At 59.1% G+C, this 20,743-nt stretch carries 20 protein-coding genes; 12 read left to right on the forward strand and 8 right to left on the reverse strand.

The genetic code is table 11. The features are described 5' to 3' along the window. Positions 1 to 8: 8 nt before the first annotated feature. Both G5287_RS03495 and G5287_RS03500 read right to left on the reverse strand, forming a co-directional pair. Positions 9 to 1,178 (reverse strand): helix-turn-helix domain-containing protein, encoded by a 1,170-nt coding sequence (locus tag G5287_RS03495; RefSeq protein ID WP_421208930.1) that lies wholly within the window; start codon positions 1,176 to 1,178, stop codon positions 9 to 11. Between the two features lie 332 nt (positions 1,179 to 1,510). Further along, the gene (locus tag G5287_RS03500; protein ID WP_227341566.1) at positions 1,511 to 1,909 is read right to left on the reverse strand and encodes a VOC family protein; all 399 of its coding nucleotides are present in this window, start codon (positions 1,907 to 1,909) and stop codon (positions 1,511 to 1,513) included. Between the two features lie 75 nt (positions 1,910 to 1,984). On the opposite strand from G5287_RS03500, the gene G5287_RS03505 reads away from it, so the two are divergent. Both G5287_RS03505 and G5287_RS03510 read left to right on the forward strand, forming a co-directional pair. After that, positions 1,985 to 2,881, forward strand: a complete 897-nt coding sequence (locus G5287_RS03505; protein ID WP_227341565.1) for a helix-turn-helix transcriptional regulator — start codon at positions 1,985 to 1,987, stop codon at positions 2,879 to 2,881. Positions 2,882 to 3,071: 190 nt separating this feature from the next. Further along, positions 3,072 to 4,070: a sensor domain-containing diguanylate cyclase gene (locus tag G5287_RS03510; RefSeq protein WP_216952682.1), complete on the forward strand. Its 999-nt coding sequence runs from the start codon at positions 3,072 to 3,074 to the stop codon at positions 4,068 to 4,070. A gap of 75 nt (positions 4,071 to 4,145) precedes the next feature. Here G5287_RS03510 and G5287_RS03515 read toward each other — a convergent pair whose 3' ends face one another. Then, a complete protein-coding gene (locus tag G5287_RS03515) occupies positions 4,146 to 4,772 on the reverse strand; it encodes a porin family protein (protein WP_421172987.1) in 627 nt (208 codons plus the stop codon). A gap of 1,276 nt (positions 4,773 to 6,048) precedes the next feature. Between G5287_RS03515 and G5287_RS03520 the strand changes: the two genes are divergently transcribed. Further along, positions 6,049 to 6,813: a helix-turn-helix domain-containing protein gene (locus tag G5287_RS03520; RefSeq protein WP_005336490.1), complete on the forward strand. Its 765-nt coding sequence runs from the start codon at positions 6,049 to 6,051 to the stop codon at positions 6,811 to 6,813. Positions 6,814 to 6,963: 150 nt separating this feature from the next. On the opposite strand, the gene G5287_RS03525 is transcribed toward G5287_RS03520, so the two are convergent. Further along, positions 6,964 to 7,728, reverse strand: a complete 765-nt coding sequence (locus G5287_RS03525; protein ID WP_265343877.1) for a UTRA domain-containing protein — start codon at positions 7,726 to 7,728, stop codon at positions 6,964 to 6,966. Between the two features lie 264 nt (positions 7,729 to 7,992). Between G5287_RS03525 and G5287_RS03530 the strand changes: the two genes are divergently transcribed. From G5287_RS03530 to G5287_RS03555, 6 genes are read left to right on the forward strand one after another with little or no spacing between them, the layout of a single operon-like run. Next, complete coding sequence (locus G5287_RS03530; protein ID WP_031227932.1) at positions 7,993 to 9,054, forward strand: ABC transporter substrate-binding protein; 1,062 nt, start codon at positions 7,993 to 7,995, stop codon at positions 9,052 to 9,054. A gap of 9 nt (positions 9,055 to 9,063) precedes the next feature. Then, complete coding sequence (locus G5287_RS03535; protein ID WP_108613448.1) at positions 9,064 to 9,897, forward strand: alkaline phosphatase family protein; 834 nt, start codon at positions 9,064 to 9,066, stop codon at positions 9,895 to 9,897. Continuing rightward, positions 9,897 to 10,796 carry an ABC transporter permease gene (locus G5287_RS03540; RefSeq protein WP_421230861.1) on the forward strand — a complete coding sequence of 300 codons (900 nt, stop codon included), beginning with the start codon at positions 9,897 to 9,899 and terminating at the stop codon, positions 10,794 to 10,796. Before G5287_RS03535 ends, G5287_RS03540 begins: the two co-directional genes overlap by 1 nt. Next, positions 10,789 to 11,565, forward strand: coding sequence for an ABC transporter permease (locus G5287_RS03545; protein WP_005355251.1), 777 nt, complete (start codon positions 10,789 to 10,791; stop codon positions 11,563 to 11,565). The genes G5287_RS03540 and G5287_RS03545 overlap by 8 nt, the downstream gene beginning before the upstream one ends. A gap of 6 nt (positions 11,566 to 11,571) precedes the next feature. Continuing rightward, positions 11,572 to 12,579, forward strand: coding sequence for an ABC transporter ATP-binding protein (locus G5287_RS03550; protein ID WP_421230862.1), 1,008 nt, complete (start codon positions 11,572 to 11,574; stop codon positions 12,577 to 12,579). 39 nt (positions 12,580 to 12,618) lie between these two features. Next, complete coding sequence (locus G5287_RS03555; RefSeq protein ID WP_201907707.1) at positions 12,619 to 13,272, forward strand: HAD family hydrolase; 654 nt, start codon at positions 12,619 to 12,621, stop codon at positions 13,270 to 13,272. A 98-nt stretch (positions 13,273 to 13,370) separates the two neighbouring features. On the opposite strand, the gene G5287_RS03560 is transcribed toward G5287_RS03555, so the two are convergent. Beyond that, complete coding sequence (locus tag G5287_RS03560; RefSeq protein ID WP_421230863.1) at positions 13,371 to 15,011, reverse strand: sensor domain-containing diguanylate cyclase; 1,641 nt, start codon at positions 15,009 to 15,011, stop codon at positions 13,371 to 13,373. 83 nt (positions 15,012 to 15,094) lie between these two features. Between G5287_RS03560 and G5287_RS03565 the strand changes: the two genes are divergently transcribed. Next, a complete protein-coding gene (locus G5287_RS03565; protein WP_216952689.1) occupies positions 15,095 to 15,535 on the forward strand; it encodes a DUF2214 family protein in 441 nt (146 codons plus the stop codon). Positions 15,536 to 15,607: 72 nt separating this feature from the next. After that, complete coding sequence (locus tag G5287_RS03570; protein ID WP_216952690.1) at positions 15,608 to 16,507, forward strand: DMT family transporter; 900 nt, start codon at positions 15,608 to 15,610, stop codon at positions 16,505 to 16,507. Between the two features lie 64 nt (positions 16,508 to 16,571). Here G5287_RS03570 and G5287_RS03575 read toward each other — a convergent pair whose 3' ends face one another. From G5287_RS03575 to G5287_RS03585, 3 genes are all read right to left on the reverse strand, one after another. Further along, the gene (locus G5287_RS03575) at positions 16,572 to 17,198 is read right to left on the reverse strand and encodes a glutathione S-transferase family protein (protein WP_421230864.1); all 627 of its coding nucleotides are present in this window, start codon (positions 17,196 to 17,198) and stop codon (positions 16,572 to 16,574) included. A gap of 106 nt (positions 17,199 to 17,304) precedes the next feature. Continuing rightward, a complete protein-coding gene (locus tag G5287_RS03580; RefSeq protein WP_005336464.1) occupies positions 17,305 to 18,573 on the reverse strand; it encodes an O-acetylhomoserine aminocarboxypropyltransferase/cysteine synthase family protein in 1,269 nt (422 codons plus the stop codon). 152 nt (positions 18,574 to 18,725) lie between these two features. Beyond that, positions 18,726 to 18,902 (reverse strand): hypothetical protein, encoded by a 177-nt coding sequence (locus G5287_RS03585; protein WP_216952692.1) that lies wholly within the window; start codon positions 18,900 to 18,902, stop codon positions 18,726 to 18,728. Between the two features lie 100 nt (positions 18,903 to 19,002). Between G5287_RS03585 and sgrR the strand changes: the two genes are divergently transcribed. Further along, entirely contained in the window at positions 19,003 to 20,721 is a 1,719-nt protein-coding gene (gene sgrR, locus G5287_RS03590) for an HTH-type transcriptional regulator SgrR (RefSeq protein ID WP_216952693.1), read from the forward strand. The last annotated feature ends 22 nt before the right edge of the window (positions 20,722 to 20,743 follow it).

The following is a 20,743-nucleotide window of genomic DNA, read 5'->3' on the forward strand; positions in this document are numbered from 1 at the left end:
TTTTAATGTCATTCACTAATTGAAAATTCAGAGGGAGGATTTATTTGCTCAAAAACCCACTCCGAAAAAACTTTTTCAACATCCCATCTATTATAATTTTCGTCAGGGTAACGTTTTCTCATCAAATCTGACTTACAGGAATTAAACTCATGATATTTTTCCATGAATTTCTTGGACAGTTCATTTAGTTCACTGTCACTGTTAATTATAAAAAACGGCAATTTTATTATGGGTGGTTTCAGTTGAGTTGTGATTGGTGTAGACAGTGTTTGATATGTATCACAATGCACTTCACTTTTTCTTATGTGTTGAAATAAACTATATTCAATAGTTCCTTTTTTATAATAGTAAATCTCACAGTAAAATTCTGCATTTGACCCATCTTGAGCTTCTGGATAGGTAATAAACTCAATGTTTGGGAATGGTATAGTCAAACCCTCGTTGTAGTAATTAACAACAGGCAAGGTCTTAATAATTCTGTTCTTATATTTTAAGTGGTAGTCAAACTGTCTTGTATTCTCAAAATATAAGTTTTGCCACCAGTAATTACCCCCCTCATGTTCTACATTTCCAATCTCAATAGTGAAATCAGGATCATTAGAATAGAAGGCTTGGCTAATACCGTCATAGTCCCAACATTTGGCATCTTCTAAAAGAATGGAGAATCTATCAGGGGCTTTTAGATTGAGGCCGAATCTTTCACGCCACATCGTTCTGACATCAATTGGATTGGCACATGAATCTAATGGTGTATTAGCATCATTTGTCCGTGAATAAACAACACCAGCTCGTATGGATTTACCTTGATAACTGTATTCTTTTGTCAGGTAATATGGTTTTAAAGGCTCATTAAATATTGTTAGGATTGCTAACTTGGCTTCATTAAATTGTAAAAATTCAAGCTGAATGTTTGGGATGTTATCTTCACTAAAACTTAGTCTTCTAAGCGCAGTGATAATATCTGCTTGAGTATATTTTTTATCACTGTCATTTAATCCAACTACTTCTAATGAATCAGATATTCCGAAAGCTATATATCTATTCCCATTGTGAATTACATTAGCCATACATAGAATATCATGGACCATTGCAGCCATATTGTTGTGGAATTTTTGTTTGAAGTCCCACCAGAGACCTTCTTTACCTTTTGAGAGTAAGTCATTAATGATGCTGTTCATTAAATAAAACCATGAAGTAATGTAAATTGTATTTTGTAATTGTCGTCAGTTTACCTTCAAATATGGTCGCAATGGAACTATTTACATGCTTATAAGCTGAACTCGCATGTTGGGCTTCGCAGGCTCAGCACCAAACTACCGATCGTGTAGGTTGTGGCGAGCGTAGCGAAGCCCAACGTTTACCGCGAAATCTCTTTTTCCTTTCCCTTATCCCCAGCCCTTCTCCTCCTTTTTTAATAAATGGGAGAAGGGAGCAATGCCGTTACCGCTGTCCGATTACGCTTCGCTAATCGAACTTACGAGAGGGCCAGAGTGAGGGGAGCATTCAGGTATTAGATGGTCAGCTCCAGCCGGTTGCCTTCCGGGTCGAGGAAGGTGCTCTCGTAATAGCCGTCGCCGGTCCAGCGGGGGCCGTCCAGGTGTTTCACCTCGGCGCCCTTGAGCAGCTTGAGGCGGGCGGTCATCTTGTCCACTTCCTCCACGCTGCCGAGGGAGAAGGCGAGGTGGGCCAGCCCCTGCAACGGGTGTGGCAGAGTGAGATCTGCCGGAAACAGTATGGGGGTGTGCATCAGCTCCAGGCTGGCGCCCCCTTCGAAACGCACGAAGTAAGAGCTGAACTGTTTGCTCGGGTTGTGATAGCGCTCATTGGCCTGCCCGCCAAACAGGTTGCAGTAGAATGCCTTGAGTGCCTCCAGATCCTGCGCCCAGATGGCGACGTGATGGATATGCATGGCTGGTCTCCTGTGACTCGATGCCCTTAATGCTATGCTGGGGCCTGTCCCTTCGACATGGCTGAGCCCGTCCTGATGATGTCTGAAACTGCCAACACCGAGATTATCGATGTCTCCCCCGACTGCCGCGAGCAGATCTGTTGCGACAGTCTGCTGCCGGCCCTCGCACAGGAGCAGGTGTGGCTGGCGGGCTATTCCCGTCTCAAGACCCGCTACCGCATCGCGCGCCGCTTTGCCGATATGCACTGTTTTCTGCTGACCCTGGGCGGTGAGGGGGAGGTGCAGGTGGGCGATCGCCGCGAGCGGTTGCAGGCCGGGGAGTGGGCGCTGATCCCAGCCGGGGAGCCACTCTGCTATCAGTTGAGTGAGCCGTTGAACCAGCAGGTGAATAAGGGGAGTGAGTGGGAGCTGGTGTGGCTGCTGCTGCACAAGGATTCCCCCTGGGATGCCTTCGCCAGCCACCCCCGGCTCGGTTGTACCTCCCAGCAGGCTACCGTGCTGCGCACGCTCGAGAACCTCTATGCGGAGCAGGAGCGCCATCAGGACCCGCTGCTCAGCGCCCTGCTGGTTGAGCAGCTCGGCTTTTACCTGCGCCGTCTGTTGCAAAAGGGGGAGGGGCAGCGGCGTGGCGAGCGGCTGGCGCTGCGCCTCGAATTGCTGCTCAAAGAGGCGCTGACCGAGCCGTGGGACATAGCGCGCATGGCTGGCGCCCTGCATCTCTCCGAGCGCCAGCTCTACCGGCTCTGCCAGCAGCACTTCGCGCTGGCGCCCATGGCGCTGCTGCAACGGCTGCGGCTGCAGCGGGCGGCGCTCTTGCTGGCCAGCCGGGCCGACCCGGTGAAGCTGCTGGCCGAGCAGTGCGGCTTCAAGAACGAGTACCACTTCTCCACCGCCTTCAAACGCCAGCATGGCCTGGCGCCCAGCCACTATCGCAACCTGCATCATCCTGCCTTTAAAACCGGACAAGGGTGAAATATTGAGCCACACTGGTTGCTAATGTTATTCAGACGAACCCGATGGCGGCCGATAACCGGAACAAGTAGTGGCGATTTTCATCGATCAACGGATAGCGGACTGTGCAGCCGTCTGCCGCTATCATTTCTCAACATCAGGCTGGAATGCCCCGCGCCCCAGCGGGGCGGCAATACAAGGATGGTCTCCCATGCTGCAGGACAGCGACACGATCAGGATCTCGGATGTCAGCGAAGCCGTGGTACATGGCATTCTCGAGGTGATCAGCGATGGCATCTGGGACTGGAATGCCAACACCGGTTTCGTCTATCGCAACCCGGGCTGGTACCGGATGCTGGGCTACGAGCCCCATACTCTAGGCAACAATGTCTTCACCTGGGAGAGTGTGATCCACCCCGACGACATGGATCGGGTGATGGCGAGCTTCGATGCCTATCTGAGCGGCGCCGCCCCCGACTACCGTGTCGAGTATCGCTGCCGCAGTCGCGGCGGAGACTATATCTGGATCGAGGATTGCGGCCGCATCATAGAGCGCAATCCCGATGGGTCTGTGGCGCGGATGATCGGCGCCCATCGCAATATCCACGCCAGCAAGTTGCTGCTGGAGCAGCTGGAGCTGCGCAATCAGTCGCTGGAGCAACTGGTGGCGGAGCGCACCGCCGAGCTGGTGCGAGTCAACGAGGCACTGCAACAGAGGGTGGAGGAGAATCGTCAGCTGGCGGAGACTGATGCCCTGACCGGTGCCGCCAGCCGCTATCGGCTGGAGCGGGCGTTGCAGCTGGAGTGCGAACGGGCGCGCCGCTTTCACTTGCCTTTTACCGTGATTGCCATGGATGTGGACAACTTCAAGCAGATCAATGACAGCTATGGCCACAATATCGGGGATCAGACCCTGATCAACATAGTGGCGCTGGTGCGCGACCATATCCGCGAGATTGATCTGCTGGCTCGTTGGGGTGGCGACGAGTTTATGGTGCTGCTGCCCAATACCGGCCGTGAAGATGCGTTGGTGGTGGCGAACAAGTTTCAGGCGTTGATGGTGACGAACCCCATCTGTCCCCGCGGTGTCACCACCATGAGCTTCGGAGTGGCGGAGTATCAGCAGGGTGAGCAGAAGGAGAGTCTGATGGTGCGTGCCGATCGGGCGCTCTATCAGGCCAAGCAGCAGGGCAAGAATCAGATCTGCTGATGGCACATCAGCCAATAGAAGGGCCGCAGGCGTGAAACCTGTGGCCCTTTTGCATTGTTACTGACGCGGCGCGACTTAGAAGTGGTAGCGCAGACCCAGCTTGAGGGTATCCAGAGAGTAGTGCTCATCACCCAGGCTCAGGGCGTTGAACTGGCGCTCGTAACCGATACCGGCAGAGAAGCTGTCGTTGAAGGCGTAGTCCAGACCCACTTCCAGATTGGGGTGTACCTTGCTCTTGGTTTCGCTGCCACTTACCTGACCGCTCATACCGAGGATGGTGGCATTGCCGACAACTTCCACTTCGGTGCGAGTGTAAGCGATACCCGGTTTGGCATAGGCGCTGAAGCCCCAGGCCAGCGGATGGCTCAGCTTGGCGGCCAGGCTGATGCTGCGGGTGTCGATGGTGGTGTCGGCAAAGCCGGTTGCAATCGGGGAGGTCACCCAAGTCAGCTGATCCATCTGCTGGGCGTGCAAGCCACCTTCAATGGCCAGCCAGGGTTTGAAGCTGTAACCGACGATCAGGCTGCCGCCGTCGAGCTGGTCGTCGATCACTTTGGCGTCATAGGCGCGCTGGAGGTCACCGTCGAGATCCATCTTGGAGGTGGTCAGATCCAGACCTGCATACCAGCCTTCGGCATGGGCGCCGCCATTCATGGCCAGAGCAAGCAGGGAGAAAGCGGCAATTTTATTAAACTTGTTCATGGATAAATAACCTTGTGTTGCGTGAACTGCGTGTAATTTATATTGCTCAATCCATGAAGCTTTTTATATTTCCGTCATCGCTCTGCTTTCACAGAGGGGCCGCAGTATAGTCAGCACATTTCTGAATAACAAGAGAGTGGTTTCCCCATCATTATAAATATGACTGGCTGCAAGCAGGGCCATTTTGTTTAATAAATGGTGTTATTAGAGTTTTAGCTTTATTGAGGTTTAAATAATTAACTGGTGAGGCAAATGACCGGCTGCGAGTTCTATTTTGATTCTATGTGATTGATTTTTATCAGCATTGAATTTTCATTCGAGCGTGGCCATGATGAGCCGTCTAAAAATTGGCATCTCAGATGTCACTGATTGGCATCAGGTTCTTTTCGATGATTTTTTGAACGCATCACAAGGTGAAACCGTGAGAAAAAAATTTCTCTCTTTGCCTGTTTTTTGCTCTTTTTGAGGTTTGGGATTGTTCCCATTGTAACTTTTGGTGGTCTTTTGAGGCTGTTTTTGCGTGGGCTATGCTACCCACCAGATACGCGAATGGGCGCTTGTGGGTGGCTTTTCTCTTCACCCGGTAGCAGTTGTTGGGGTGGGCATGGGGTGTGATAAGCAGATATGGGGCGTGCGGCCCGATTAATTTTGTTTGCTTATATATGCAAGCCATTTAAAAGATAAGTTTTTGATGTTTTAAATTACTTGATTATATTTGTTTTTATATTGAGTGAAGCTTTCCAAGTAAGCCATTTAAATATATTTAATGGCAATGAGACGGTATTAAGGATCGTTTAGGATACCTTGCCAGAGAGGTCGTAGTGGCTGGCGCATCAGTGGGCGGCGGGTGGCCTGTGACACTTCCCCTTGCCGGGGCCCTTGACCTGACCTGCGAATTCAGGGAAAAGAAAAGGGCGGTGCTATCAGCGCCGCCCAATGCCAGGAAAGAGAAAAAACCTTGCGGTTTAAAAGATAAAAATTTGGAAGCAAACAATCGATTTCTCAACCAGGAAGGGTCTTGAATTCGATACGTTTCGATTATGCGCGATGTTCTATGCAGCACTAGCAAAATGTTTGCGGGTTGAAAGATATGCACTGTCTGGTGTCAGATTTTGCGACCTCATCGTTCAACTGGTCTGTCCTGATGGGCGTTGTAGGCGATTTTTTCTCTAGGCTGTTTTTTCGGTGTCAATATCTGAGCCTTGAAGGTAAAAACAGGTCAGAAGCTGACTCGGCATAACCATGCAATGAAAGTGCGATAACAAGGAAGAGTGGCATGACCTACAGCCAGACCCTGGCCAACAATATTCTCGACACCCTGAAGAAGACCCTGACCGACAAGGGGATCCGCTATCAGACCCTGGCAGAAGCCATGGGTGTCTCCATCGCGACCGTGAAACGGATGATGAACAAGCCCTCGCTGCCGTTTGATACTCTGCTGGAGATCTGCCATCTGGTGGGTCTCTCGTTCGAGGAGTTGCTGGATCGCACTCAGGACGCCCAGAGCCGCCGCGCCGTCTTTACCCAGGAGCAGGACGAGGCGTTTCACAATGAGCCGGGGCTCTACGCTTTTCTCGCCAATATCTTCTGGCGCGACAAGACGCTGATCGATCTCAAGCGGGAGTACGGCCTGACCGATGCCTCCTGCTACCTCTATCTGCGCAAGCTGGAGAAGCTCGGCATTTTGCAGCTTGGTATCGACAACAGTTACCACTTCCTGATCAGCGAGCGGATCAGCTTCGAGCAGCACAGCCGTTTCGCCCGCCAGCAGGCACGGCAGGCGATGTCGGTGCTGGGGGAGTATCTGGTGGAGAACATGCACAAGTCGAACAACTATATGGCGCTCTGCCAGTTGCACCTCAACGAGGGGGAGGCGATGGCGCTGATCGACCGGATGAAGGAGTACTGGCATCAGGAGATCAAGCTCAACCGCCCCGCCATCGGCCAGCAGGAGCACGCCAAGACCTACACCATGTCGCTGCAACTGGCCGACTGCGGCTACCAGAGCTTCGACGACATGATCCCCAATATCGACAACTGATCCCGGCGGATCCTGCGGGATCCGCCATGTTGGAGTCTGGTTATTCCTTGAGTTGAACGGTATGCGATCTGCTTGCGACCGGTTGCAGCACCCGGTTATCGAGGCCGATGCGGATCGCCACTGTGCTCGACAGTGCTCTGGATATTTTCCCTAATCGGCGACCCGGGTTTGTTGCAGCTTGCCTGCGATCGGCTGCAACGCTCGCGTATCCAGACAGATACGGATCGCATCCGGCCGCCAGTGCTCGATATCGCAATCTACCAGACCGCCCCGCTCGTCGTAATTGACCCGCACCAGCCGCAGCACCGCGCTCCCCTCTGCCAGATTGAGGGCGCGGGCGATGGCGCCGCGCGCCGCCGAGGGGGTGATCTCGAGACTCGCCCCACCCTGGCCTATGCCATAGCGCTGCTGATAGAGCTCGGTGAGGGAGCTGGCCAGCGGCGCGCTGGCGATATCGGGAAAGCGGCTCGCCAGCAGGTGGTGGCTGACATGCAGCACCGGGCGGCCGTCGATCAGCCGCTGGCGGCGGATCTCATAAAGTGGAGTGAAGGGTTCCAACCCCATCCAGCGGCACAGCTCGCTGCTGGCAAGCTCGCTGCCATGGGCCAGCACCCGGGTTTCGGCGGTGCGTTGCTGCTCGCCGATCCACTGGTGAAAGTGGGTGTGGATGGCGGGATCGTAGGTGAGGCGGGGTGGCGCCACAAACCAGCCGCGCCGCTCGGCCCGGTAGATAAGGCCGTCTGCTTCGAGGCTGGAGAGCGCCTCCTTGATGGTGATGCGGGTGGTGGCAAAGCGCTCGCTCAGGGCCCGCTCGGCGGGTAGCTGCTGCCCGGCCCCCAACTGGCCGCTGCCGATATAGCGGCGCAGAGTCTGGCAAATCTGTTCGCACTTGGAGGAGACGCGGCCATCGGCCATGCTCTGTTCGTTCACTCTCTGCTCGCTCAATCTCGGCTCGGTCACACTCTTGTCCCTGTTGCTTATTCAGAAGGCGGGTGGCTGGCCAATCCCTTACTGGAATAGTCCAGCCTCACTCGGGTTCAGAGTTGTAACTGCTGTGGATGACAGCGCCATGACAGGGTGATTGTCATCAAACTGCCATTAAAGCGCCCCGCCACCGTCACAATTCCCCTCTAGCATCCCTCTCGAACCTTAACTGACCTAGTCCAGAGGGATGGGATGATGAAAAGCGTGATCGCAAGTGCACTGGCCATGGTGGCCATCAGCCAACCGTTGTTTGCCACAAATAGCTATGCAGCCGAAAATATCGCGGATCTCGAAAAGGCCGCCCGTGGCGAAGGCCAGCTCCACAGCATCGGCATGCCGGACAGCTGGGCCAACTGGAAGGATACCTGGCAGCAGCTGGGCAGCATCTACGGCATCAAGCATCAGGATACCGACATGAGCTCGGCGCAGGAGATCGCCAAGTTCGCCGCCGAGAAGGCCAATGCCACCGCCGATATCGGTGACGTGGGCGGCGCCTTCGGTCCGGTTGCGGTCAAGCAGGGTGTTACCCAACCCTACAAACCCTCCACCTGGGCCGATATTCCCAACTGGGCCAAGGACGCCGACGGTCACTGGATGCTGGCCTATACCGGCACCATCGCCTTCCTGATCAACAAGGATCTGGTCAAGGCCGCCCCCACCAGCTGGCAATCCCTGCTGGGTGGCGATTACAAGGTGACCCTGGGTGATGTGGGCGTTGCCTCCCAGGCCAACAACGGCGTGCTGGCGGCGGCCTATGCCACCGGCGGCAGCGAGAAGAATCTGAAACCTGCACTGGAGCTGTTCGGTCAGCTGGCCAAGCAGGGTCGTCTCTCCCTGAACGATCCTACCATCGCCAACATCGAGAAGGGTGAGGTGGAAGTGGGTGTGCTGTGGGACTTCAACGCCCTCAACTACCGCGACCAGATCGACCCCAAGAAGTTTGAGGTGGTGATCCCGAGCGACGGCTCCGTCATCGCCGGTTACACCACCATCATCAACAAGTGGGCCAAGAACCCCAACGCCGCCAAGCTGGCCCGTGAATACATCCTCTCCGATGCCGGTCAAATCAATCTGGCCCGCGGCTACGCCCGCCCGATCCGCAGCAACGTGACCCTGCCGGATGATGTGAAGGCCAAGCTGCTGCCGGCCGAGCAGTACGCCAATGCCAAGCCGGTGCAGGATCACGCCGCCTGGGAGCAGAGCTCCAAAGCCCTGCCGCGCCAGTGGCAAGAAACCGTCATGATCAACATGCAGTAAGGGAATCCAGTGCAACACAAGGTGATAGTGGTACTTGTGGATGGTCTGGCAGCCGAGGTAGCCCACACCATGGGCTACCTCGGTGGCATGGTGGAGGCGGGGCGGGGCCTGCATACGACCCTGAATGCTGCCCTGCCGTCTCTCTCCCGACCCCTCTACGAGTGCATCCTGACCGGCGTGCCGCCGGTGGTGAGCGGCATCACCCACAACGGGGTGAGTCGCCTCAGTCTGCATGACTCCATCTTCCATCTGGCCCGCGCTGCGGGTAAACGCACCGCAGCGGCGGCCTATTACTGGGTGAGCGAACTCTACAACCGCAGCCCCTGGCTGGCAGCCCGCGATCGCTTTACTCATGACGAGCAGTTGCCGATCCAGCACGGCTGCTTCTACTGGGATGACAACTATCCCGACAGCCATCTGCTGATGGATGGGGAATGGCTGCGCAGCCAGTACGATCCCGATTTTCTGCTGATCCACCCGATGGGGGTGGACGATGCGGGCCACAAGTTTGGCCTCGATTCCCGCCAGTACCGCAATCAGGCGCGCCGCATGGACAGCCTGCTGGCCGATCTGCTGCCCCAGTGGCTGGCGGAGGGGTATCAGGTGGTGATCACCTCGGATCACGGCATGAACAACGATCTGAGCCACGGCGGCACCCTGCCGGAAGAGCGCACCGTGCCACTCTGGCTGTTTGGCGATGCCTTTATCGAGCGCTGGCCGGATGGGGTGGTGATCGCCCAGACCCAGCTCTGCGCCCTGATGGCGGATCTGCTGGGCATCCCCCACGACAAGCCGGCAGCGCCACCGCTGCTCAAGGCGGCCTTTATGCGCGAGGTGCACTGATGATGCCTGCCACCACCGAGATCCTCGTGGATCAACCCGTGGCCACCAAGCTCCGGGTGCGCCGCCACTGGCTGCCCGCACTGGTATTGCTGCCGTTTATCCTCTTGATGATCCTGTTCCAGCTCGCTCCCATGGTGTGGGTGCTGGTGGGCAGCTTTCAGGCCCCCGATGGCTGGGGCCTCGACTACTACCGGGAGATTTTGAGCTCCCCCTTCTACCTGCAATCGTTCGGCAACTCGCTGCGCATCGCCGGTATCGCCAGTCTGGCGGGGCTTGCCATCGGCACCCTCGGGGCGGCGGCGCTGCGCCACAGTGGTGAGCGGGTAAAACGGCTGCTGCTGGCCTTTGTCACCATGACCGGCAACTTCAGCGGGGTGCCGCTGGCGTTCGCCTTCATCATCATTCTCGGCATCAATGGTGCAGTGACCCTGCTGCTGAAATCCTGGGGATTGATCGACGGCTTCAACCTCTACTCGGGGTCGGGCCTTATCCTCATCTACACCTACTTCCAGATCCCGCTCGCCCTGCTGTTGCTCTACCCGGCGTTCGATGCGCTGCAGGATGAGTGGCCGCAAGCGGCCGCGCTGCTCGGCGCTAGCAAGGGACAATATGTGTGGCACGTGGCGCTGCCGGTGCTGACGCCTGCCCTGCTCGGCACCCTGATCATCCTGTTTGCCAACGCGGTGGGGGCCTATGCCTCCGCCTACGCCCTCACCACCGGCAACTTCAATCTGGTGACCATCCGGGTGGCCAGTCTGGTCTCCGGCGATATCTTCCTCGAGCCCAATATGGCGGCGGCGTTGGCGGTGATCCTGATGGTGCTGCTGGGGGTAGTGACGGCCGCCAACCAGTGGCTGCTGAAAAAGAGCTATGTGAACAAGGGGCAATCCCATGCATGATTTGACGCCACGCTGGCCCAAGTGGGTGCTGGGTGGGCTGGTCGCCACCCTGCTGCTACCGCTGCTGGCGACCTTTCTCTACTCCATCTCCACCCGCTGGGGGGCGACCCTGCTGCCGGATGGCTTTACCCTCGACTGGTATCTCAAGCTGTGGGGCGACCCGCGCTTTCTGGCGGCGTTTGGCCGCAGCCTCCTGGTCTGCTTCGCCACCCTGCTGTTGGGGACCCTGGTGCTGGTGCCGACCGTGCTGGTGGTGGCCTACTACTTCCCAAAGCTGGATCCCTGGATGAACCTGCTGATCCTGCTCCCCTTCGCGGTGCCGCCAGTGGTCTCGTCGGTGGGGCTGCTGCAGATCTACGCCGACGGCGTGCTGCCGATTATCGGCACGCCGTGGATCCTGATCGGCACCTGGTTCACCGTGGTGCTCCCCTTTATGTATCGGGCGCTGGCCAACAGCCTGCAAGGGGTACCGCTCAGGGATTTGATGGATGCCGCCCATCTGCTGGGGGCAAGTAGTCGGCGCGCCTTCCTGCTGGTGGTGATCCCTTGTCTGCGCAAGGGGCTGCTGGCAGCCCTGTTTCTCTCCCTCTCCTTCCTGCTCGGCGAGTTCGTGTTTGCCAACATGCTGGTGGGCACCCGTTACGAGACCCTGCAGGTCTACCTCTACAACATGCGCGCCACTTCTGGCCACTTCACCAGTGCGCTGGTGATGAGTTACTTCCTGCTGACCCTGCTGCTCACCTGGGCGGCCAACAGATTTCATCGGTGAATCAACATGTTCCATCTAGAAGTGAATCAACTGCACAAATCCTACGGCGATACGCCGGTGTTCGAGGGGATCGAGTTCGGCATTCGCAAGGGGGAGCTGGTGACCCTGCTCGGCCCCTCCGGCTGTGGCAAATCCACCCTGCTGCGGGCGCTGGCGGGGCTCACTCCGGTGGATGGCGGTCAGGTGCGGGTGGCCGGTGAAGATATCACCTGGCAGGCGCCCCAGAAGCGGGGCATCGGCATGGTGTTCCAGAGTTATGCGCTGTTCCCCAACATGACGGTGTGGGACAACGTTGCCTTCGGCCTCAAGATGAAGCCCCAGCCGGGACGGGATCTCGCCGCCAGCGTGCAGGAGGCGCTGGCGCTGGTGGAGCTGACCGGCTTCGAGCGCCGCTATCCGGCCAAGCTCTCCGGCGGCCAGCGCCAGCGGGTGGCGCTGGCCCGGGCACTGGTGGTGCAGCCGCGGATCCTGCTGCTGGACGAGCCGCTCTCGGCGCTGGATGCTCGCATCCGCCGCAGCCTGCGCCAGCAGATCCGCGAGATCCAGCAGCGGCTCGAACTCACCACCATCTTCGTGACCCACGATCAGGAGGAGGCGCTTACCATGTCGGATCGGATCTTCCTGATGAACAAGGGCTCCATCGTCCAGAGCGGCACGCCGGAGGAGATCTACACCCGCCCCGCCAGCGAGTTTGTGGCGGGCTTTATCGGCAACTACAACCTGCTCGGCGCCGAGCAGGGCAAGTCGCTGTTCGGCCCCCGTTTTCAGGGCAAGCTGGCGCTGCGGCCAGAGTCCATCACCCTGCTGCCCGCCGGGGCAACCAGCAGCGAACCCAGCCTGCCCGGCATCGTTCGTCAGCAACAGCTGCTCGGCAACGTGATCCGCTATCAGGTGGAGTGCGAGGCAGGGCTGTTGACGGTGGATTGCCTCAACCGCTCGGCTGGCGATCTGCTGGCCACCGGCAGTGCCGTGACCCTGGCGGTGGCCCGGGATCAACTCTGTGAGGTAGCATGAGGCCGCATTTCATTTCCATTTTCACTGCGAGGAGCGCCCATGGCACTGGCACTGTTTGATCTGGACGAAACCCTGATTGCCGGGGATTCTGCCAGCCTCTGGCTGGAATACATGGTGGCCGAGGAGCTGGCCCCCGCCAGCATGATCGCCGAGGAGCAGGCGATGATGTCCCTCTATCATCAGGGCAAGATGGATATGCACCAGTACATGGCCTTCACCCTGCAACCGCTGGCGGGCAAGACGCGACAGTGGCTCGACTCGCTCTCTACCCGCTTTGCCGAGCAGGTGCTGCGCGAGCGCCTCTACCCCGAGGGGTTGGCGCGCATCGAATGGCATCGGGAGCGGGGCGACGATCTGGTGCTTATCTCCGCCTCCGGCGAGCATCTGGTCGCCCCCATGGCGAAGATGCTGGGGATGGATCACTGCGTCGCCATTTTGCTCGATGAGGAGGAGGGGATGCTGACCGGCCAGACCCGCGGCACCCTCAGTTTTCGCGAGGGCAAGGTGGCCCGCATCAACCAGCTCTTTGCCGGCAGGGACCACCTCTGGCAGGGGAGCTTTGGCTACAGCGACTCCCACAACGATCTGCCCATGCTGCGGGCGGTGAGCCATCCCCATGCGGTCAATCCTGCCCCCGCGCTGCGTCAGCAGGCCGAGGAGCTGGGCTGGCCGGTGTGGGAGTGGCTGCGCTGAGTCGCGTGCTCAAACAGGCTTAAAGCACGGCAAGAATAGCGACATAAACAACTGAGAGAGGCAGTTGCCTCTCCCTTGTCTCCTTCCCCCGGTTGTGCTCACCCCCCCTCCTGCCGGGGGGGCCGCCGGGTAGAATCAAGGTTAGGGGAAGGATCCTCTTCCGTCACGTCGCAGGTGCGACGCTGGGGGAAGCAGATGCGATTTTTCCCCTCCCGCTTGGCCTGATAAACCCCGCTGTCGGCCAGTTCTATCAGCTCCTTGGTCGAGAGCCCGGAGTGGCTCAAGGCCACCCCGCCGCTGAGGGTAATGGTCAGTTCCGGCTCTCGCCACTCCAGTTGAGTGACCGCAAGTCTGAAGCTCTCCAGCAGCGAGGTGGCCTCACTCATTTGCATCTCCAGGCGCAAGATCAGCACCAGCTCCTCGCCACCGTAACGACAGAGCCAGCCCCACTGGTCAAACATTTTCATGCCCAGCTTGCTCACCCGTTTGAGCACTATATCCCCTGTTTGGTGGCCAAAGGTGTCGTTGACCTGTTTGAAGTTATCGAGATCGAACATCACTACTAGGAAGGGGGCACCGCTGCTGAGCTGTCTCTGCAGGCACTCGTCGAAGAAGCGGCGGTTGTAGAGACCGGTGAGTTTGTCCTGATTGGCTTGCTGGCGGATCTGGGCAAAGTCCTGACTGGCGGCATCCATCTCTTCATAGACCTTGGCCAGCTCCAGCATGCGGCTGCCATGATAGGCAGTCCCGCCAGAGCGGCTGGTGCGGATCAGCAGGGTAATCTCCCCCAGCATGCGGCGGAAGTAGCGGGCCCAAAGCAGGGCTAGCAGCAGATAGAAAAAGCAGGCAACGGCAATCATCAGCTGCACGTTGATGGAGACGCTGTCGATCACCTGCTGCATGCTGGCGGTGGGCTCGACACTGAGCAGGAACCAGCGCTGCTCGGGGACACGGTAGTAGGAGACCATCATGCCGCTGGCATTATCGAGGAAGAAACCTTGCGGCTGTTGCATGTGTGCCAGCCATTCAGGGTGGGTGAGCGGTTTGAATACCTGTTCGCGATCCGGGTGAGCCAGCACCAGCCCGTCATGGTTGATCAGGATCTGATAGCCCTTGCCCAGATGATGGCTCTGTTCATGCCGGTTGTTGAGCCAGTTGGCGAGCGGGGTGAGCTGGGTATCGAGGGAGAGCACCCCCACTCGCTTGCCGTCAGGGTCTTGAATTACCCGGGCCAGCGCCATGGTGAGGGTACCCAGGGTGTAGTCGTAATAGGGATCGGTCCAGACGATCCGATTCGGGTGGCTGGCTGCCAGCAGATACCAGGGGCGAGTTCTGGGATCGAACTTCTCGTCCGCCTGCCAGGTGGGGTGGATCAGCATCTGGCGATGCTCGGTTCCTACATAGACGTAGTCGAGCTCCATCACCTCGTGATAGGCCTGCCACTGTTGCAGGTAGCGCTCGCCGTTACTGATCGCTGGGCCGCTGAAATCCTGATAATTTACCTGCTGATAAATAAGCGTAAACTGGCGTTTGAGGGTCTCCAGATAGGGTTCGAGCAGGGTATGGAGATATTGGGTGTTGCGGGCAATCAGGTTTTGTTGCTGCTCAAGGCGCAGGGTACGTTCCATATGCAGGTAGTAGATGCTGCCGAGCAACACTACGGGAATAAAGAGCAGGAGGAGGCCCAGCCGCATGCGGGTGATTAAAGACCAAGTGTGCTTGGGCTTGGCGGGGGACATGCACAGATCCTTTTCAGCTCGGGTGTCACCAGCATATATGATGCCGTCCCGCCCGTCTAAAGGTAGAAAATGAGATCCGTTCAATGCTGAACCCCACGTTGCTCCTGATGGCTCACTACGGCGGCATCATGCTGTTGGTCCTGGCGCTCTGTGTCGAGTATCTGATCTTTCGTCGCGGCCTGAATATGTTGCGGGTACACCGTCTGCTGCTGGCAGATGCGGTGGCGGCGCTGGCGCTCTTCTCCATCTTTGCCACCGGTTGTCTGCTGGCCCTCGAACACGCCAGCTCGGTGGCGCAGCTCTTTGCTCATCCTGCCCACGGTCTCAAAGTGGGGTTGTTTCTGCTGATTGTCGGCTCCCTCGACTATCCCAGTCGCCTCTTCTATCGCTGGCGTCGTGCCCTGCGTCTGGGCAAGGCGCCGATGATCTCGATCCAGCAGTACTTCCGGGTGGTCTGGATCCTGCGGGGCAATCTGGTAATGGTCGCCCTGCTGGCCGTGCTGACAAAACAGCTATCGCTCTAAAGACAAGAGGGTAGGGAGGCAGGTATCTTGGATTGGATAACCCGTCACGCGCCGATTTAAGGAAGAATCGCCATGCGCTCCAATCTGATGTTGCTGATGGCTGCCACCATCTGGGGTATGGGCTTTGTCGCCCAGCGCCTCGGGATGGATCATATGGGGCCCTATACCTTCAATGGCCTGCGCTTTCTGCTCGGTGCCTTCTCCCTGCTGCCGCTGCTCTGGTGGCTCAAATCCCGTCAACCAGTGGTCGCCACTGGCGACCATCGCCAATTGCTGACCGGTGGTGTGCTGGCCGGACTGGTGCTGTTCTGTGCCGCATCCCTGCAGCAGGTGGGGCTGCTCTATACCACTGCCGCCAAGGCCGGTTTCATCACCGGGCTCTACATCATTCTGGTGCCGGTACTGGGGCTGCTGCTGCGGCACAAGACGGGTACCAATACCTGGATTGGAGCCCTCATTGCCCTGAGCGGGCTCTATGTGTTGAGCGTGACCGACGAGTTCACCATCGGTTTTGGCGATCTGCTGCAGGTGATTGGCGCCCTGTTCTGGGCGATCCATCTGCTGCTGGTGGATCACTACTCCAACCGGGTGGCCCCCATCAAGCTGGCTTGTGTGCAGTTTGTGGTGTGCGGCCTGCTCAGTCTCGCCACCGCCTTTGTCATCGAAACTCCGACCGTGGCTGGCGCAGTAGCTGGCTGGCAGGCGCTGCTCTATGCCGGGCTGGTGTCGGTCGGGGTGGGTTATACCCTGCAGGTGCTGGGGCAGCGGGGCGCCCATCCGGCCCACGCCGCCATCATCCTCAGTCTGGAGACCGTCTTTGCCGCCGTGGGGGGCGTATTGCTGCTGGATGAAACGCTGGACGAGCGTGCCATTGCCGGTTGCGCCCTGATGCTGGCGGGGATGCTGATCTCCCAGATCCGGCTGCGCTGGTGGTGGAAGTCGCGCCGGGACAAGGTGCCTGCGACCAAGTAAACCGCGCTCGCTGCATAACAAAAACGCCCCGACTATCGGGGCGTTTTGCATGGCGGCTGTTGGGTCAGGGGCGCTGATCCAGCTCGTGCTCCAGCTCTATCGCCTTCTGACGGGCCGGATGGGTATTGAGGCGTTCCCAATAGGCTTGCAGATGCGGGAAGTGGGCCAGCTGGCCGCTTTGCGCCAGCAGATCCACCAGGAAGGAGTTCATGATGTCGGCGCCGGAGAGGCGATCCCCCACCAGATAGTGGCGATTCGCCAGTACCTCATTGAGGTAGCCCAGCACTTTGGCACACTCCGCCCTGGCGTAGTCCGGCAGGAAGCGCATCGGGCTGCCATCCTTGCGCACAAACATGTCGAGCAGCAGCGGCAGAATCCCCGAGCTCTCGGCAAAGTGGAGCCACTGCAGGTATTCGGGATACTCCGGGCTATCTGGTGCCGGAGCCAGCCGATCGGCGGCGTAGCGGGCGACCAGGTACTCGGTGATGGCGCCCGATTCTGCCAGTACCCGGCCGTCGAACTCGATGACCGGCGACTTGCCGAGGGGGTGGATGGCCTTGAGCTCGGGCGGCGCCAGAAAGGTGGTGGTGTCGCGCTGATACGCCTTGATCTCATAGGGCAGGCCCAGCTCTTCAAGCAGCCAGATGATGCGTTGGGAGCGGGATTTGTTCAGGTGGTGCAGGACTATCATAATGACCTCGATTCGGTGGCAGGATGGGGTATACGAGCGGGTGAGGAGGGCGGTTCACCGGCAGTAAAAAAAGAGCGGGCTGATGCCCGCTCGCTCAACACCAGACTCAGGCCTCCAGCGCCTGATCCAGATCTGCCAGAATGTCCTCGATCGCCTCGATCCCTACCGAGAGCCGGATCATCTCAGGTTTGACTCCTGCCTTGGCCTGCTCCTCCTCGCTCAACTGGCGATGGGTGGTGGAGGCGGGGTGGCAGGCCAGCGACTTGGCATCGCCGATGTTGACCAACCGCTTGAAGATCTTGAGCGCATCGTAGAAGCGCACGCCCGCCTCGTAACCATCCTTCAGACCGAACGAGAGGATGGCCGAGGGGCGACCGGCCATGTACTTCTCTGCCAGCAGATAGTGGGGATGACCCGGCAGACCGGCGTAGCTGACCCAGGCCACCTTGGGGTGATGCTTGAGGTGATTGGCAACCCGCAGGGCGTTGTCGACGTGGCGTTCCATGCGCAGGCTCAGGGTCTCCAGCCCCTGCAGCAGCAGGAAGGCGTTCATTGGCGCCAGCGCTGCGCCGGTATTGCGCAGTGGCACTGTGCGTACCCGCCCGATAAAGGCGGCCGGGCCAAAGGCCTCGGTGTAGACCACCCCGTGGTAGGAGGGCTCCGGTTTGGTCAGCTGTGGGAAGCGCTCGGCGTGATCTGCCCAGGGGAACTTGCCCGAGTCGACGATGACGCCACCCAGCGAGTTGCCATGGCCGCCGACATATTTGGTGAGGCTGTGGACGACTATGTCAGCGCCATGTTCGATGGGTTTACAGAGCACCGGGGTGGCGACCGTGTTGTCGACGATGAGCGGCACGCCACGGGCATGGGCTGCCTTGGCCAGCGCGGCCAGATCGACGATGTTGCCCGCCGGGTTGCCGATGCTCTCGCAGTAGACCGCCTTGGTCTTGTCGTCGATGAGGGCGGCGATGGCTTCGGCGCTGTCATCCTTGGCGAAGCGCACCTCGACCCCGAAACTCGGCAGCATGTGGGCGAACAAGGTGTAGGTGCCGCCATAGAGCTGGGGCGTGGAGACAATGTTGTCACCGGCGGCGGTCAGCGCCTGAATGGCGTAGGTGATGGCGGCGGAACCTGCCGAGACCACCAGCGCGGCAATCCCTCCTTCCAGCGCGGCCATCCGCTGCTCCAGCACATCGTTGGTGGGGTTCATGATGCGGGTGTAGATGTTGCCCGGCACCGCCAGATTGAACAGATCCGCCCCGTGCTGGGCGCTCTCGAACTCGTAGGCCACCGTCTGGTAGATGGGCACGGCGACCGCCTTGGTGGTGGGGTCGCTGGAAAAGCCGTGGTGCAGGGCCAGGGTCGCATCTTTCATCACACACTCCTTGTTGGATGTTGCTTGTCGCAGTTATAGATGGATAGACGTCCAATCTATCAGGCCCGTGGCCGATGTAAACAGCAAGATCCGGCAAAGCAATGTCGCCCGCAGGGGATGCGCGTCCCGAGTGGCGGGCAGGCCTGCCGTGCTCAGAGGCGACGGCGATACTCCTTGTCATCGATCTGGTTCATATCCCACTGCATCAGGCGGTTGAGCTGCTGCATGGGATCCTCGATGAGCGCCAGCGGGCGCGGCAGGATCCGCTTGAAGTAACGGCGCAAGGTCTGCTGGACCCGGTTCGGTTTGAGGGGGTTGGCGTGGCTCATGATGGTGCTCCTCTACTGTGGTTCTCACGTTCATCAGCAGTATTGAGCTAAAATGCGGAAGTAAAAACTGATGACTTATAGCAACAGGATTTCCTCTTTTATGCCGACCGGTCGCCTCTACCAGCAATTTCAACGACTCGCCCAGCTGCTTGGCAGCGACGAGCGGGAGATCAGCCTCGCCGAGGTGGCGGATCTGCTCTGCTGCACCCCGCGCAACGCCCGCCTGCTGCTGCGGCGGATGCAGGATCAGGGCTGGCTCAGCTGGTCGGCGGAAGCGGGGCGGGGGCGGCGCTCCCGGCTCACCCTGCTCGATAGTCAGGAGAGCCTGACCCGGCGCCGCTTGCGAGATCTGCTCAGTCAGGGCCAGCTGGCACAGGCGGTGCGGCTGACCGAGGATCGCCTCGATCTGCTCACCCCGCTGCTGATCGAACAGCTCGGTCAGGCCACCCGTGAGGGGCGCCAGATCCTGCGGGTGCCCTACTACCGGCCGCTGCCGCAGTTGCTGCCCACCGGCCCGATGCGCCGCTCCGAAATTCACCTGAGCCGCCAGATCTTCAACGGCCTCACCCGGCGAAATGAGGAAAATGGGGAAATCGAAGGGGATCTGGCCCACCACTGGGAGTGTCTGGGCCCCTGTCACTGGCGCTTCTATCTGCGCCCGGCGGTGCGCTTTCACCACGGCCGCGAGCTGGTGGTGGAGGATGTGATGGAGAGTCTGCTGGCCCTGCGGGATCGCCCGCTGTTCGCCCATCTGGATCGGCTGGAGAGCCCTTGGCCGCGCACGCTGGATCTCTATCTCGACAGCCCGGATCCCTGGCTGCCCCACCTGCTGGCGGAGCCGGTGGCGACCATTTTGCCACGGGAGCTCAAGGGGGAGGCGGGCTTTGCCCTGCAACCGGTGGGCACAGGCCCATACCGGGTGGCCGCCAACGATCCCCTGCATCTTTGCCTTGCGGCGTTTGACGACTACTTCGGCCTGCGCGCCCTGCTCGACGAGATCGATATCTGGATGCTGCCTGAGCTTGCGGAGCGACTGGAGACCCACCTGCAGCTGGGGCGCGACAGCCCTGAGCTCGGTACCATGCGCGGCGAATCGGAGCTGGAGTCGGGCTGCTACTTCCTGCTGCAGGACGATCGTTCCGGATCCTTGCAGGATCCCTCGCTGCGCCAGTGGCTCGGCCAGCTGCTCAATCCGGTAGCCCTGATGGGGCGGGTCGCCCCCGAGTTGCAACGGGGCTGGACCAGCGCCCTCGGTCTGCTGCCCCACTGGCGCGAAGCACTGCCCGCGCCCTTGCCCACACCGGCGCAGTTGCCGACGACCTTGGTGCTGGCCTGTTTCAACCAGCATCTGGAGTTCAACGAGTGCGCCAACGCCATGAGCAGCCTGCTGGCCGAACAGGGGATCCGGCTCGAGGTGCGCACCCTCGATTACGGTCGTTGGGTGAGTGGCGAGGATGAAGACGTGGATCTCTGGCTCGGCACCCTCAACCTCGAACATGCCGGCCCCTTTGCCCCCTACGCCTGGTTGCAGGGCACCCCGTTGCTGCGCAAGGTGTGGAGCAGTCAGCATGAGTTGTGGCAAGGGTTGATGCAGTGGCGCGCCAGCGGTGAGGAGCCTGGCCCCCGCGCCCTGCTGGCAACTGTGCAGCAGCAGAGCTGGTTTGTGCCGCTGTTCCACCACTGGCTGGAGCTGGAGAGCAGGGTCGGCGTGCACGGGGTGCGGATGACGGCGCTCGGCTGGTTCGATTTTCGCAGCGCCTGGTTGCGGCCGGAACTGGCTGTCAGCACTTGGGATAAGACGGGGAGGCTTGAGTCCTGATGCGGGGCGCGTTAGCCTGATC

This window comes from Aeromonas sp. 603079 (assembly GCF_049172135.1).
Taxonomy (GTDB): domain Bacteria; phylum Pseudomonadota; class Gammaproteobacteria; order Enterobacterales; family Aeromonadaceae; genus Aeromonas; species Aeromonas veronii.